This is a genomic window from Streptomyces lunalinharesii, from assembly GCF_039532155.1.
Taxonomy (GTDB): Bacteria; Actinomycetota; Actinomycetes; order Streptomycetales; family Streptomycetaceae; genus Streptomyces; species Streptomyces lunalinharesii.
In genome coordinates, this window is the sequence record NZ_BAAARK010000004.1 from 176531 (window position 1) to 192098 (window position 15568).

Annotated in this window: 4 protein-coding genes (1 of these 4 only partly in view); all 4 read right to left on the bottom strand. The window is 75.1% G+C overall.

Annotated elements, in window-relative coordinates:
- Window positions 1-8603: the 5' end (the start) of a type I polyketide synthase gene (locus ABD385_RS08445; RefSeq protein ID WP_344574416.1), read on the bottom strand. The gene continues 19870 nt to the left of window position 1, outside the view; only the first 8603 of its 28473 coding nucleotides appear in the window; its start codon is at window positions 8601-8603; the stop codon falls past the left edge of the window.
- 351 nt (window positions 8604-8954) lie between these two features.
- Window positions 8955-9674 carry a LuxR C-terminal-related transcriptional regulator gene (locus ABD385_RS08450; RefSeq protein WP_425585371.1) on the bottom strand — a complete coding sequence of 240 codons (720 nt, stop codon included), beginning with the start codon at window positions 9672-9674 and terminating at the stop codon, window positions 8955-8957.
- A 333-nt stretch (window positions 9675-10007) separates the two neighbouring features.
- A complete protein-coding gene (locus ABD385_RS08455; protein ID WP_344574417.1) occupies window positions 10008-12716 on the bottom strand; it encodes an AAA family ATPase in 2709 nt (902 codons plus the stop codon).
- Between the two features lie 3 nt (window positions 12717-12719).
- Complete coding sequence (locus ABD385_RS08460) at window positions 12720-15545, bottom strand: AAA family ATPase (RefSeq protein WP_344574418.1); 2826 nt, start codon at window positions 15543-15545, stop codon at window positions 12720-12722.
- Window positions 15546-15568: the final 23 nt, after the last annotated feature.

Genomic DNA, 15568 nt, shown 5'->3' on the forward strand with positions numbered 1-15568 from the left:
CCGCGGGTCAGGGTCCACAGGGGGGCGCCGAGGTCGACGTCGACCAGCGCCTGGGTCAGGACGAGGCTCAGGGCGAGCCCGGTGGGCAGTTCGGCGCTGACCTCGGTGCCGGGCAGGTCGGCGAGCGGCAGCAGGGACAGGACGCCGGCGAAGGCGCGGTCCTCGGTCCGCAGGGCGTCGAGCCGGGACGCGAGGTGGCCGCGGTCGCGGCAGGCGTCGTCCAGGGTGAGGGTCTCGAACTGGGCGCCGTGGCCGCGCAGGGCGTGCAGGACCTCGTCGCCGTCGATGCCGTCGGCGGTGACGAGCAGCCAGGTGCCGTCCAGTACGGGCGCGGCGGTCGCCGTCACGGGTCGCCAGGCGACCTGGTAGCGGGTGGAGTCCAGCAGCGCCTTCTCCTGCCGGAGCTGGCGCCAGGAGGACAGTGCGGGCAACAGCGCGTAGAGGGAGGCGTGCTGTTCGTCGCGGAGCCCGAGGAGGGTGGCCAGTTCACTCGCGTCGCCGCGTTCGACGGCGCCCCACAGTGCGGCGTCCGCCGGGTCGGCGGCGGCCTGGGCGAGGCGGGCCGGGGCCGGCTCGGGCCAGTAGTGCTCGTGCTGGAAGGCGTAGGTGGGCAGTTCGACGGTGCGGGCGCCGGTGCCGGCGAGGTACCCGGGCCAGTCGACAACGGTGCCGCGCACGTGCAGGCGGGCCAGTGCGGTGGCCGCGCTGCGCTCCTCGTCGCGGCCGGAGCGCAGCAGCGGGACGACGTGCACGTCCGCGGCGTCGCCGAGGGCCTCCTGGGCGGGGGCCGACAGCACGCTGTCGGGGCCGACTTCGAGGAACGTGCCGGCGCCGCAGTCGTGCGCGGCGTGCACGGTGTCGGCGAAGCGGACCGTGTCGCGGGCGTGCGCCACCCAGTAGTCGGCGGAGCGCAGCTCGTCGTCGGTGGCGGGGCGCCCGGTCAGGCCGGAGATGACGGTCACATCCGGCGCGTGGTAGGTGAGTTCGGCGGCGACCTCGCGCAGCCCGTCGAGCGCGGGCTCCATGAGCGGCGAGTGGAAGGCGTGGCTGACGGCCAGGCGCTTCGTCTTGCGGCCCTGGGCGGCGAAGTGGGCGGCGATCTCCTCGGCGGCGGCCAGGTCGCCGGCGACCACGAGGCTGTGGGGGCCGTTGACGGCGGCGAGCGAGACCTCGTGCTCACGGCCGGCGAGCAGCGGCGCGGCCTCCTCCTCGGTGGCCTGGAGGGAGATCATCGCGCCGCCGGCGGGCAGCGCCTGCATCAGCCGGCCTCGGGCGGCCACCAACCGGGCCGCGTCGGGCAGGGAGAGGACGCCCGCGACGTGCGCGGCGGTGATCTCGCCGATGGAGTGGCCCAGCAGCACGTCGGGGCGGATGCCCCAGGTGCCCAGCAGGCGGTGGAGCGCGACCCCGAGGGCGAACAGCGCGGGCTGGGTCCACTCGGTGCGGTCCAGCAGCGCGGCCTCGGGGCTGCCCTCGGGGGCGAACAGGACGTCCTTGAGGGGACGGTCCAGGTGCGGGTCGAGGGCGGCGGTCACCTCGTCGAGGGCGCGGGCGAACGCGGGGAAGCGGGCGGCGAGTTCCCGGCCGGCGCCGGGGCGCTGGCTGCCCTGGCCGGAGAACATCACGGCCAGCTTGCCGGCGCCGCCGACCTCGCCGTCGGTGAGGGTGGCGGTGGGCCGGTCGGCGGCCAGGTCGGCCAGGGCGCGCAGCAGTTCGTCGCGGTCGCCGAGGACCACGGCGCGCTGGTCGAAGTCCGCCCGGGTGGTGGCGAGGGACAGCGCGACGTCGGCCGGGTCGAGGGCGGGCCGCTCGTCGAGGAAGGACCGCAGGCGGGCGGCCTGGTCCCGGAGCGCGGCCCGGCTCTTGCCGGACAGCGTCCAGGGCACGACGGCCGGGGTGCGCGCGGGCTCTTCGCGGCGCTCGGGGGCGGCCGCCGGCTCCTCGACGATGAGGTGGGCGTTGGTGCCGCTGAAGCCGAAGGAGGAGATGGCGGCGCGGCGCGGCCGGTCGGCCTGCGGCCAGGGCGTCTCCTCGGTGAGCAGGCGCACCGCACCGGCGTCCCACTCCACGTGCGAGGACGCCTGGTCGGCGTGGAGGGTGCGGGGCAGCACGCCGTGGCGCAGGGCCAGCACCATCTTGATGACGCCGGCGACGCCGGCCGCGGCCTGGGTGTGGCCGATGTTGGACTTCACGGAGCCCAGCAGCAGCGGCTGTTCGGCGTCGCGGTCCTGGCCGTAGGTGGCGAGCAGGGCCTGGGCCTCGATGGGGTCGCCGAGGGTGGTGCCGGTGCCGTGGCCCTCGACCGCGTCGACGTCCGAGGTGGTCAGGCCGGCGGCGGACAGCGCCTGCCGGATCACCCGCTGCTGGGACGGGCCGTTGGGAGCGGTGAGGCCGTTGGAGGCGCCGTCCTGGTTGACGGCGGAGCCGCGGACCACCGCGAGGACCTGGTGCCCGTTGCGGCGGGCGTCGGAGAGGCGTTCCAGGACGAGGACGCCGACGCCCTCGGACCAGCCGACGCCGTCGGCGCCGTCGGAGAACGCCTTGCAGCGGCCGTCCGGGGACAGGCCGCGCTGCCGGGAGAACTCGATGAGGGCGCCCGGCGTCGACATCACCGTGACGCCGCCGGCCAGGGCGAGCGTGCACTCCCCCGCGCGCAGCGCCTGCATCGCCCAGTGCATGGCGACCAGCGAGGACGAGCAGGCGGTGTCGACGGAGACGGCGGGGCCTTCGAGTCCCAGGGTGTAGGAGACGCGCCCGGAGACGACGCTCGGGGCGGTGCCGCTGCCCTGGTGGCCCTCGAACTGCCCGCCGGCGAGGACGGTGGCGTAGTCGTTGTACATCACGCCCGCGAACACGCCTGTGCGGCTGCCGCGCAGGGACGTCGGGTCGATGCCGGCGCGCTCGACGGCCTCCCAGGACGCTTCGAGGAGCAGCCGCTGCTGGGAGTCGGTGGCCAGGGCCTCGCGGGGGCTCATGCCGAAGAAGGCGGGGTCGAAGTCGGCGGCGTCGTGCAGGAATCCGCCGAAGCGCGAGTAGGACGTGCCGATGCGGTCCGGGTCCGGGTCGTAGAGCGCGTCGAGGTCCCAGCCGCGGTCGGTGGGCAGGCCGGAGATGGCGTCGGTGCCCTCGGACACCAGCCGCCACAGGTCCTCGGGCGAGGCGACGCCGCCCGGGTAGCGGCAGCTCATGCCGACGATCACGATGGGGTCGTCGTCCGCGGCGGCGCGGGGGGCGCTGCTGGCGGTGGCGGCCTCGGAGCCCATGAGTTCGGCCAGCAGGTGCGTGGCGAGGGCGTCGACGGTCGGGTAGTCGAAGATGACCGTGGCGGCGGTGCGCAGGCCGGTGGCCGCGTTGAGCCGGTTGCGCAGTTCGACGGCGGTCAGCGAGTCGAAGCCCAGGTCGCGCAGCGGCCGGTGGGCGTCGATGTCGGCGGTGCTGGCGTGGCCGAGCACGCCGGCGACCTGGCCGGCCACGAGGTCGCGCACGACCTCCCGGCGGTCGGTCTCCGCCAGGCGGGAGAGCCGCTGGGCGAGGGTGACGGCCGCCTCCGAACCGGAGACCACCGAGCGGCGGGCCGGCCCGCGGATCAGGCCGCGCCACAGCGCCGGCACCTCGCCCTGGAGGCGCAGCACGGACAGGTCGAGCCGGGTCGGCAGCAGGACGGCGGCGTCCGTGGCGGTGGCGGCGTCGAAGAGGGCGGTGCCCTGCTCCACGGTGAGCGCGGGGGTGCCCATGCGGGCCATCCGCGCGAGGTCCTCGTCCGTCAGACCGCCGGTCATGCCGGCGGTGGGCTCCCACGGGCCCCAGGCCAGGGAGAGGCCGGGCAGGCCCTGGGCGCGGCGCAGTTGGACGAGGGCGTCGAGGAAGGCGTTGGCGGCGGCGTAGTTGCCCTGGCCCGCCGTGCCGACGGTGCCGGAGAGGGAGGAGAAGACCACGAAGGCGGCCAGGTCCAGGTCCCGGGTGGCCTCGTGGAGGTGCCAGACGGCGTCGGCCTTGGGCCGCAGGACGGTGCTGAGCTGCTCGGGGGTGAGGGACTCGATGACGCCGTCGTCGAGGGTGCCGGCGCTGTGCACGACGGCGGTGACGGGGTGCGCGGCGTCCACTCCGGCCAGCAGCAGGTCCACGGCGGCGCGGTCGGCCAGGTCGCAGGCGGCGATGGCCACCTGGGCGCCGTGTTCGGCCAGTTCGGCCACGAGTTCCGGGGCGCCCTCGGCGTCCGGGCCGCGGCGGCCGACGAGCAGCAGGTGGCGCACGCCGCGCTCGGCGACCAGGTGCCGGGCCACGACGCGGCCCAGGCCGCCGGTGGCCCCGGTGAGGACGACGGTGCCCTCGGGGTCCCACGGGGCGGCGGTCTGCGGCGCCTGGGCGCGGGCGAGCCGCGCGGTGAGCACGGCGGTGCCGCGGACCGCGGTCTGCGGCTCGTCGAGGGCCAGGGCCCGCAGCAGCGGCTCGGTGGCGGGCTCGTCGAGGGCCGGGTCGAGGTCCAACAGGGCGAAGCGGCCCGGGTGTTCGTTCTGTGCGACGCGGACCAGGCCCCAGACGGCGGCGGCCACCGGGTCCGGCGCCTGCCCGTCGTCGGTGGCGACGGCGCCCCGGGTGACGAAGACCAGCCGGGAGTCGGCGTACTGCTCGCCGGCCAGCCAGTTGCGCAGGCACTCCAGGACGTGGGCGGTGCGGGCGTGCACGGAGCTGACGACCCCGTCGCCGCCGTCGCCGGCCGCACCGGCGACGGGGGCGAGCACCACGTCCGGGGCTCGCCCGGCGTCCACGCCGGGCAGTGCCGTGACCACCAGGTCCGGCGAGGCGAGGGCCTGCTCCAGGCCGAAGAGGTCCGGGCCGAGGACGGCGAGCGCGCTGGGCGCCTCCTGGGCGGGCTGGCGCGGTGCGGTCCAGCGCAGCGCGAACAGGGCGTCCCGGACCAGGGAGTCGGTGACGCCGAAGCGCTCGTCCGGCACGGCGCGCAGCACGAGCGAGCCGACGGAGGCGACGGGGGCGCCGGTGGTGTCGGCGACGGCGAGCGCCATCGCATCGTCACCGACCGGGGACAGCTTCACCCGGACCGTCGTCGCCCCGCTGGCGTGCAGGGTCACGTCCTGCCAGGAGAAGGGCAGGCCGCCGCGGGCCGCGTCGCCCAGGTCGGCGAAGGCGGCGGCGTGCAGCGCGGCGTCGAGCAGGGCGGGGTGGATCCCGAACGACGCGGCGGACTCGGCGGCGGAGCCGTTCGCGTCGGGCAGGGTCACCTCGGCGTAGACGTCCTCGCCGCTGCGCCAGGCGGCGTGCAGGCCCTGGAAGAGGGGGCCGTAGCCGAAGCCGGTGTCGGCGAGGCGGTCGTAGAAGCCGCCGAGGTCGAGCGGTTGGGCGTCGGCGGGGGGCCAGACGGTGGCGTCGAAGTCGGCGTGGTGCTCGCCGGCGACGAGGGTGCCGGAGGCGTGCTCGGTCCAGGGGAGTTCCTCCGGCCCGTCGGGGCGGGAGTGGACGCTGACCGCGCGGCGGCCCGAGTCGTCGGGGCCGCCCACCCAGACCTGCACCTGCACGCCGCCGTCCTCGGGCAGCGGCAGCGGGGCGGCCAGGGTGAGTTCCTCCACCCGGCCGCAGCCGGCCTCGTCCCCGGCGCGCACGGCCAGTTCCAGGAAGGCGGTGCCCGGCAGCAGCACCGTGCCGCGCACGGCGTGGTCGGCGAGCCAGGGGTGGGTGCGTCGGGACAGCCGTCCGGTCAGCAGCAGGCCGTCGGAGTTGGCGACGGACACGGCCGCGGTCAGCAGCGGGTGGTGCGCGGCGCCCAGGCCGGCGGCGCGCACGTCACCGCCGGTCGCGGGCAGGCTCTTGGGCCAGTAGCGGCGGCGCTGGAAGGCGTAGGTGGGCAGCTCGGTGCGGCGGGCGCCGGTGCCCTGGAAGTAGGGCTCCCACTGGACGGTCACGCCGCGGGTGTGCAGGCCCGCGAGTGCGGCGGTGAGGGTCTCGGCCTCGGGGCGGCCCGGGCGCAGCACCGCGAGCGTGGCGGGCACGCCGTCGGCGGCGTCGGCGGATGCGGGGGCGCCGTCGGCGGTCTCGGTCGCGGCCAGGCACGTCTGGGCCATGGCGGACAGGACGCCGTCGGGGCCCAGTTCCAGGTAGGTGGCGGCGCCGTGGCCGTGGAGCCAGTCCAGGGCGTCGGCGAACCGTACGGCGTGCCGGGCGTGGTCCACCCAGTAGTCGGGGGAGGTCAGTTGCTCCACCGTGGCGAGGGTCCCGGTCAGGCCGGAGACGACCGGGATGACGGGTGCCTGCGGGGTGAGCCGGGCGACGACCGCGCGGAACTCCGCCAGCATGGGTTCCATGAGCGGCGAGTGGAAGGCGTGCGAGACGCGCAGTCGCTTGGTCTTGCGGCCGAGCGCGTCGAAGTGCGCGGCGACGGCGTCGACGGCGTCGCTGCGGCCGGCGACCACGACGGCGGTGGGGCCGTTGACCGCGGCGATCGAGACATGCTCCGCCCGGTCCGTCAGCAGGGGCCGGACCTCGTCCTCGGTGGCTTCCAGGGAGACCATGGCGCCGCCTTCGGGCAGCGCCTGCATGAGGCGGCCGCGGGCGAGCACCAGGGCGGCGGCGTCGGCCAGCGTGAAGACGCCGGCGACGTGTGCCGCGGCGATCTCCCCGATGGAGTGGCCGGCGAGGAAGTCCGGCGTGAGGCCGAAGGACTCGGCGAGCCGGTACAGCGCCACTTCGAGCGCGAAGAGCGCGGGCTGGGCGTAGCCGGTCCGGTCGAGCAGGGCGGCCTCGGGCGTGCCCTCGGCGGCGAACAGCACGTCCTTCAGGGGCCGTTCCAGCCCCTGGTCGAGGTGGCTGAGGACCTCGTCGAGGGCGGCGGCGAAGACGGGGAAGCGGACGGCGAGTTCGCGGCCCATGCCGGGCCGCTGGGAGCCCTGGCCGGCGAAGAGGAAGGCGAGCTTGGCCCGGGTGCGGGCGGTGTCCTGCACCAGGCCCGGGGCCGGCGTGCCGTCGGCGAGCGCGGTGAGGGCGGCGCGCGCCCGGTCCAGGTCGGCGGCGGTGAACGCGGCGCGGTGTTCGAGGCCGGAGCGGGCCGTGGCCAGGGAGTGGGCCACGTCCACGGGCGCGAGGTCGGGGCGGGAGGCGAGGTGGGCGAGCAGCTGTGCCGCCTGGGCGCGCAGCGCCTCCCGGGTGCGGCCGGAGACGAGCCACGGCACGACGCCGGGCTCGACGGTCTCGTCCGCGGCCGGCTGCGCCGGGTCCTCCTGACCGGCCTCGGGGGCCGGGACGGCCGGGGCCTCTTCGAGGATCGTGTGCGCGTTGGTGCCGCTGAGGCCGAACGACGAGATGCCGGCCCGGCGCGGCTGTTCGCCCTGCGGCCAGGGGACCTGCTCGGTGAGCAGGCGCACGGCACCCTGGGTCCAGTCGACGTGCGAGGACGGCGCGTCCACGTGGAGGGTGCGCGGGAGCTGGCCGTGCCGCAGGGACAGCACCATCTTGATGACGCCGGCCATGCCGGCCGCCGCCTGGGTGTGGCCGAGGTTCGACTTGACGGAGCCCAGCAGCAGGGGGTGTGCGGCGTCGCGGCCCTGGCCGTAGGTCGCCAGCAGGGCCTGGGCCTCGACGGGGTCGCCCAGGGTGGTGCCGGTGCCGTGCGCCTCGACGACGTCGACCTCGTCGGCCGAGAGCCGCGCGCTGACCAGCGCCTGCTCGATGACGCGCTGCTGAGAGGGGCCGTTGGGGGCGGTGAGGCCGTTGGAGGCGCCGTCCTGGTTGACGGCGGAGCCGCGGATGACGGCGAGGACCTCGTGCCCGTTGCGGCGGGCCGTCGAGAGGCGTTCCAGGACCAGGACACCGACGCCCTCGCCCCAGCCGGTGCCGCCCGCGGAGTCGGCGAAGGAGCGGCAGCGCCCGTCGGCGGCGAGCCCGCCTTGGCGGCTGAACTCCACGAAGGTGGTGGGGCTGGACATGACGGTGACGCCCGCGGCCAGTGCCAGGGAGCATTCGCCCTGGCGCAGGGAGTGCGCGGCCAGGTGCAGGGCCACGAGGGAGGACGAGCAGGCGGTGTCGATGGTGACGGCCGGGCCCACGGTCCCGAAGAAGTAGGCGAGTCGGCCCGAGAGGACGCTGGTGGCCGTGCCGGTCAGGCCGAAGCCCTGGACGTCGTCGTCCGGGCCCACCCGGTATTCCGGCGGCATCGCGCCGACGAACATGCCCGTCCGGCCGCCGCGGACCACCGCCGGGTCGATGCCGGCCCGCTCGAACGCCTCCCAGGAGGACTCCAGCAGCAGGCGCTGCTGCGGGTCCATGGCGAGCGCCTCGCGGGGCGAGATCCCGAAGAAGGAGGCGTCGAACTCGGCCGCGTCGCGCAGGAATCCACCGGAGTACTGCCCCGCGTCCTCGGTCTGCAGCTCCCAACCGCGGTCGTCGGGGGCGGTGGTGATGGCGTCCCCACCGTCGGCGAGCAGGGACCAGAGCTCTTCGGGGCTGCGCACGCCCCCCGGGAAGCGGCAACTCATGCCCACGATCGCGATCGGCTCGCGGGCCGCCGCCTCCAACTCGCCCACCCGCTGCCGGGAGCGCCGCAGGTCGGCGCTGGCCCGCTTGAGGTAGTCGCGGAGCTTCTGTTCCTGATCCATGTTCGCCACGTTCCAACCCATCTCAAGACCGTCGGACAGCAGAGGATTTCGCTGCGGGCAGCTGGTACTGGGGACGGCTGCACCACGGCGACGGAGTTATCTGCGTGCCCTGCACGAGGCAGCTCGACTTCCCGCACGCCACGGGCCCAGTCTCTACGGGGGTGGTCATGGAATTCCGTAGATTTGGCGGGGCGCGGGGTCGGCCGCACGCGGACGGGCCGGGGCGCCGCGCATGCGCGGCGGCGCTCCCGGCACCAGGTGTGTTCTCGGCTCGCCTTCCGAACGGACCGGGCGCCAAAGGCAGCCCGTGGCCCGCGCCCGCACGGCGAACCAGTGAAATGCGGGGCGGTGTTACTTGATGAAGTCGTCCACGACGCGGGGCGGCCAGGTGCCCACCGTGAGCACGCCCATGGCATAGGCACGGGAGACCAGGGCTGCCCGGTTGGGGGCCTTCAGTTTCCGCAGTAAACCGGTGACGTGGTACTCCACGCCGTGCTGGCTGAGGTACAGCCGTGAGGCCAGCGGAATCGTGGACAGACCGGCCGCGATTCCCTCCAGAATTCGCGCGTCGATCTCGCTGAGCAGTTTCCGTTTCGGCGCCACGACGGCGTCGTCGTCGGAGGAGTTCCGGCCGGACCGCATGACGACGAGCACCGCGGACGGGTCGGGGCCGTAGCCGCGTACGGCGGCGGCGGTGAGGCTGCCGTTGAACACGTCACCGGTGGGTCGCAGCGCCATCACGGGCGTGGCGAACCGGTCCCGGCGGCCTTCCAGGAGCCGCTCGAACTGCCGCATGAGCGGCTGCCGAACGCTGGGGTGGACCAGGTCGCGGAAATTGCGCCCGAAGACGTCGGGGGCCGTCGTCGAGGAATCAGAGGGGAGCGGGGCTATGACATCTGCTGGGGACGTGGCGGGGCTCGCGAATTGCCGGAAGAAGTCCTGATTGGCCTGACGGATCGTCAGAGCGGGGTCGAGCACGGAAATGCAGACGCTCGACCGCTCCTCCCCCCGGACCGCCGCGCCGACCGAACCGGTCGAGCCGGGATCTTCCGATAACTGCAGAGATTCCACCAGAGCAGAGAACCTCAAGGGACCGACATCCTTTCCAACCCCCGCTGGCACATCAGAATTTCAAGAGACGAGTGAGAAGGAGAATCCAGAGATTGAGGCGAGGCAGGGGATCGGGCGGCCCGACATCAGCCGGGATGGAATTTCGAACTCCCCTGCACAATCGACACTAAGGAACCGTCCGGACGAGCGTCAACGCTCACCCGGCCCCCATCCCTAATCCTGTGGTCCGACGGTCCGCACGGTACGGTCCGCCCCCGAACTTTCGGCGCCCGAACACTCCGCACCCCTTACCGCCGGTACGCCCGTACCGAAGGGGCGCCCGTACCGGCGCACTCAACGCGCCGCGAACGCCTGGGACGCGCTCCGGCCACCCAGCAGCTCGCGACGCCCCGCCACGCCCAACTTGCGGTAGCACGACGTCAGCCGCTTCTCCACGGCGCGGGTGCTCACGCCCAGCTGCTCGGCGATCTCCTGGTTGGTCAGCCCCCGGCCCACCAACGCGACGACCTGGCGTTCACCATCGGTGAGCGGCGCCTCCTGGCTCGGGCCGGCGGTTCCCAGGGCCGCGCGGGCGCGCTCGGTCAGCCAGGGTGCGCCACAGGCAGTGCTCAGGTCAACGGCCTCGCGCAACATCACCTTCGCCTCCTTGCTCCCCTCCCCCGCGATCCCCAACTGGAGGAAAGTACGGGCGAGTTCCAGCCGGTTGGCCGATCTGCTCAGGACGGCGGCGGACTCGCGCAGGGCGGGGACGCCCCCGCCGCCGGGCAGGAGGGCGTGCAGGCGCAGGGCGCGGCCCAGCGCCGCGGGCGCCGCCCACTGGTGCGCCCAGGCGAGTTCCTCCTCCGCCAGGGCCAGGGCCGGGCCGACCTCGCCCAGGCGCTGGTGGAGGACGATGGCGCGGGGCCGCCAGGGGAAGAGGGTGGAGTTGCGCCACTCGGCCGCCTCCAGTTGGCGTCCACAGGCCAGCAGAGACCCCAGGGCGTCGGCGTCACGGCCGCGGCGGACGTCGAGCGAGGCCACCAGGAGGTGCCGCATCGCCGTCATGGCGAGACTGGCCGGCCAGCGCTTCTGGGAGTCCTCCAAGAGGGACTCGATCAACGGGGTGTTGCCGGATTCCATGGCCACCGCGGCCCGGACCACCGCGGCCGGCGCGCGCCACTCCGCGTCGGCCAGGCGGGCGGCCCGGTCGGCCTGTTCGGCGGCCTGGGTCAGGCGTCCGCAGGCCAGCTGGATCAGGGCATTCTCGGCGTGCACGCCCGCGTTCGGGCGGTCGGCGTGCTGCTCGCCGGACAGACGGGTGTTCATGCCCTCCACCGCATCGGCGGCGAACAGGGCCAACGCGACCAACGGGAGCGTGGTGCGGGGGTACGCGGAGGCCACCGGCTCGCGTTCCAGGATCTGTCCGGCCAGGGCGGCGACGTCCGATGCCGGCAGGGTGCCGGACAGCACCCCCGCGTTGATCAGGACGGCCGCCAACTCGCGGGCACCGCTGGTCTCCAAGGGCGGCGTGGTGCCCAGTGAGCGCAGGCGGTCCCCCGCGCCGGCCAGCTCGGCCGGGTTCTCCAGCCCGGCGTGCCACAGGCGCGCTTCCAGGCGCAGGGCTATCTCGCAGGCGCCCCCTTGGTGGGGTCCCGTGGGCTCGAAGTCCTCGCAGACGTTGCGCAGGAGGTCCGCCACCGAGGGGGTGGCCTCGCCCAGCAGGCTGGGCGGGATGAGCAGGGTGGCGGCCGCCCGGTCGGTGGCCGACGACAGCAGGCGGACGGCCTGGCTGACGTGGCGTTCGCAGGCGGCGGGGTCGGTGCCGCGTTCGGCCTTGGCCAGTTCGAGCAGCAGGTGGGCGCGTTCGCCGTCGCCGGCGGTGCTCTCCAGCAGCGCGCGCCGCAGGTAGCGGGCGGCGGCGTCCGCCGCACCGCGGCGCTCGGCGGCCTCCGCGGCCGCCCGTAGGACCCCCATGGCCCACGGACGGTGGGTGGCGGTGACCGCCATCAGAAGATCCGCGACGTTCTCGGCCGGCCGGCCCGCCTGGTGCAGGATTTCGGCCGCGGTGACCCGGGAGTGTTCGCACGCGGCGATGGTGAGGCCGGCTTCGACGGCGTCGCGCACGACGCGGTGCAGGAAGCGCGGCGTCTCCTGGCGGGCGAGCAGGCCGAGGCGGCGCAGGGCGCGCAGGGCCCGCTGGTAGCTCATGGTGTCCAGCCGCGCGTGGTGCTGGATGAGGTCGGGTTCGCCGTGATCGCCGAACGCCGCGATGGCCGCTGCCAGGTCGCGTACCGGATCGGGTTGGGCGTGCAGGCACCCGGCCAGGCGGTCGCGGAGCTGGGTGGGGCGCACGGTGCGGACCCGCTCAGCCTGTTCGGGGGTGGGGCGGTGGCCGTCGAGGGCGTGGTCGCGCAGGACGGACTGGAGGAAGAGGGGGTTGCCGCCACAGGTGTCGTGGCAGGCCCGGGCGTAGCACTCCGCAGGGGCCTCGCCCACGTGGTGGTGGATCAGGGTCCGGGTGCCGTCGAGCGAGAGCGGGGCGAGGTGCAGGATGTCGGCGGCGTCGGCCAGGTCGCCGACGAGCGGGTGCTCGGCCCGCGGGTCCCCGTCCCGCAGGGTGCAGACGAGGGCCATCCGCATCCCGTGTGCGCGCCGCACCAGGTAGGCGAGCCAGCGCAGGGAGGGCAGGTCGACCCACTGGAGGTCGTCGACGAGGAGGAGCACGGGGGTGGTGGCGCTGGCGTCGGCCAGGAGCGACCGCAGGCCGTGCAGCACCGCTTCGGAGTCGGGGGCTTCGTGGTCGCCGAGGACGGGCAGGCCCTCGGCCAGGAGGGGGCCGAGGAGCTGGTGGACGATGCCGTAGGCGAAGTCCTGCTCCATGGGGGCGGCATTGGCGCGTAACACCGTTAAGCCGCCCGGGGGTGAGGCACCGGCCTCCTGGAGGAGCGTGGACCGTCCGATGCCCAACGGGCCGGTCAGCAGGAGCACCGAGGGGCGGCCCTCCCGTGCCTGGCGCACCGCGACGTCGATCCGGGCCAGTTCGGATTCCCGCTCGTACAGCATCGGTCATGCCCCTTCCATCGGCCGGTACCGTGCCCGGAGTTCCTCGCGTGAAGCGAGGTGGAGTTTCTTGTAGGTGCTGCTCAGCCGCAGTTCGACGGTGCGCCGGCTCACCGAGAGCTCCTCGGCGATCTGGCGGTTGCCCAGGCCGCGGCAGGCCAGCTCGGCGGTCTCCCGCTCGACGGTCGACAGAACGCCCCATTCCTCCTCGGACAGGGACTCCCCCGAGGCGGCGGTCGGTTCCAGGCAGTCGGCCAGCGAGCGCACGCGTTCGGCCAGGCGGTTGGAGGTGCGGGCGACGCGGTGGTCGGACAGTTCGGTCAGCAGTCGGGCCGCGGCGTCGCGGTCGCCCTTGATGGCCTCCTCGGTGGTGAGGTCGGCCAGGGCCCAGGCGTAGGCGAGGTGGTTGGGCCCGCGCGGGATGCCGGTGGGGACGCCGGAGCCGGCGACCGCCCCCGGTTCGTCGACGGCTCTGAGGCACAGCTGGGCCAGGCCCAGTGCGCTGGGGGCACCCCAGCGACGGGCCAGGGTGAGTTCTTCGTGGATCAGGCGTCGGGCCTGTACCCGGTCGCCGAGGCGGACGCAGGCCAGGGCGGCCAGCGAACGCCACGGCAGCACGACGGGGTTGATCCACTGCCGGCGCACCAGCCACCGTCCGCTCTCCTTGAACAGTTCGACGGCCTCGGCCCAGCGTCCCTCGTCGGCCGCCACCCGGGCGCGGATGAACAGCAGCAGGGGCCAGTGGACGCTGGCTTCGGTATCGGACGGGGTGGGAACGGCGGTCAGCGCCCGGGCCTCGTCGTGCCGGCCGTTCTCCATGGCGATGACGCAGCGCACGGCCGTGAAGTGCGGGGCGGCGTAGGGGTGCCAGGCGGCGGCGGGCAGGGCCCGTTCGGCGCCGGCCACGGCGCGTTCGGCCGCGGCCACGCGACCGCCGCGCAGGTGCAGGTCGGCGCTCAGCACCAGGGCGCGGGCGAGGCCGGCACGACTGTGGCTGCCGCGCAACTCGGCGACGAGGGCGGTGAGGTGGTCCTCGGCCTCGGCGGCGGCGTCGGTGAACCACAGGGACCTGACGGCGACCAGGCGCGGCATGACGGGCACGGCGCGCCCCCCTTCCAGGGCCCGGCGGGCCAGCTCCGCGGCCCGTTCGCGGTGCTGGCCGAGGGTGGCGAGCTGACCGGCGCGGATGCCCGCCGGGGCGGGGGCGAGGGGCTGTTCGGGCAGGGCCGGCACGCCGGGGGCGGGGACGTCGCGGACCTCGGGCCGGCAGCGGATGGCGTACCAGTACAGCGCGATCAGATCGTCGCGCGCACGGCCGTGGGCGGTCTCCAGGGCCTGGGCGGCGACGCAGCGCCCCCACGAGTCGTCGCCGCGCGCCAGGCCCATGTCCAGAGCCCGCACACGCAGTTGGGACCATCTCTCGCCGTCTCCTGTGCTGTTGACGACGGCGGCGAGCCTGCGGTCGCTCGCCACGGGCTCGGCCACCGCCTCGGCACTGGCCAGGTCGAGGCTGACCTCGGCGCGCCGAACCGGGGGCAGAGGCTCTTCGAGGGCCCGGTTCAAGCAGGTCACGGCGCGGGCGAAGGCGCTGCGACGGGCGGCGGCGACCCCCCGGCCCGCCTCCTGGGGCTCGCCGACGGCGGAGGTCTGCGGGTGGGCGCGGGCGAGGTCCTCACTGCGGCGGACGGCGGCGCCGTAACTGCCGTACAGCGTGTGCATCGCCCAGGGCTCGCCGATCGGCGGGGCGTGGAGCAGGAGGTCGGCGGTGTCCTCGTCGGCGGCGCCGGAGCGGTAGGCGAGGCGGGCGGCGCGGGCGTACAGGCCGGCGCGTTCGGCGGTCGGGGTGTCCTCCAGGATGCGGGCCCTGGCGACCTCCAGGCGGATGCGCTCGAAGGGGCCGTCGGGGAGGGTGAAGCCGGCCGTCTGCAGCGCCGAGCGCAGCCGGGACTCGTGCGCGGTGCGCACCCCGGCCAGGTGGCAGATCCGGGTGAAGTCCATCAGGTCGCCGGCGACGGCCAGCGCGCGCAGGACGGCGATGGACTCGTCGGTCAGGCCCCGCAGGGCGCGGGCGCAGCGGTCCCCGACGATGCCGGTCATCACGGTGCGCAGTTGCGGGACGAGGGCCTCGGTGGGGCGTTGACCGGCGTCGGCCAGGCTGTGCAGCGTCGCGTGCAGGATGGCGGGGCTGCCGTGGGACGCCTGGACGGCCGCGGTGGCGAACGGCTCGTCGCAGGGGGCGCCGAAGATCGTGCTGGTCAGGGTGGCGACCGCGCGGGGGCTCAGTCCGGGGACGGTGAGGTGGCGGGTCAGCCGTGCGGCGGGGGTGTCGGCCAGCCAGTCGGGGCCGTGCGCGTCCACGCCGGTGCGGCCGAGCAGGAGGGCGAGCGGGAGGCCGGCGGACAGTCGCCGCACCAGCGCCTGGAGCCAGCGCTGGGAATCCGGGTCCAACCACTGGGCGTCCTCCACGGTCACGAGGGTGGGGGTGCGGCGGACGGTGTGCAGGAGTTCCTGGAGGCCGGGCAGACCGGCCGGCTCGGGGTTGCCGCGCAGCACCTGGAGCGGGCGTTCGGCCTCCGGTCCCACCTGGCTGAGGAGTTGGATCACCGCGCCGTGCCGCAGCTCGCGCTCGGTCAGGGAGCCGGTGGCGCGCAGGACGCGCACCGACCGCTTCTCGGCCAGCCGGCCGGCCCAGCGCAGCAGGGCGTTGTGGCCGAAGCCGGGGCGGCCGGTCACCACGACGACGGCGGGTTGGCCCTCGCCCAGCTCGGCCACCGTCTGTTTCAACTGCGCCTGCTCCGCCTCCCGTTCGAGCAGGGCCGGGTCGATGCGCAACCGCGCCGCCCAGGTAGCTCCAG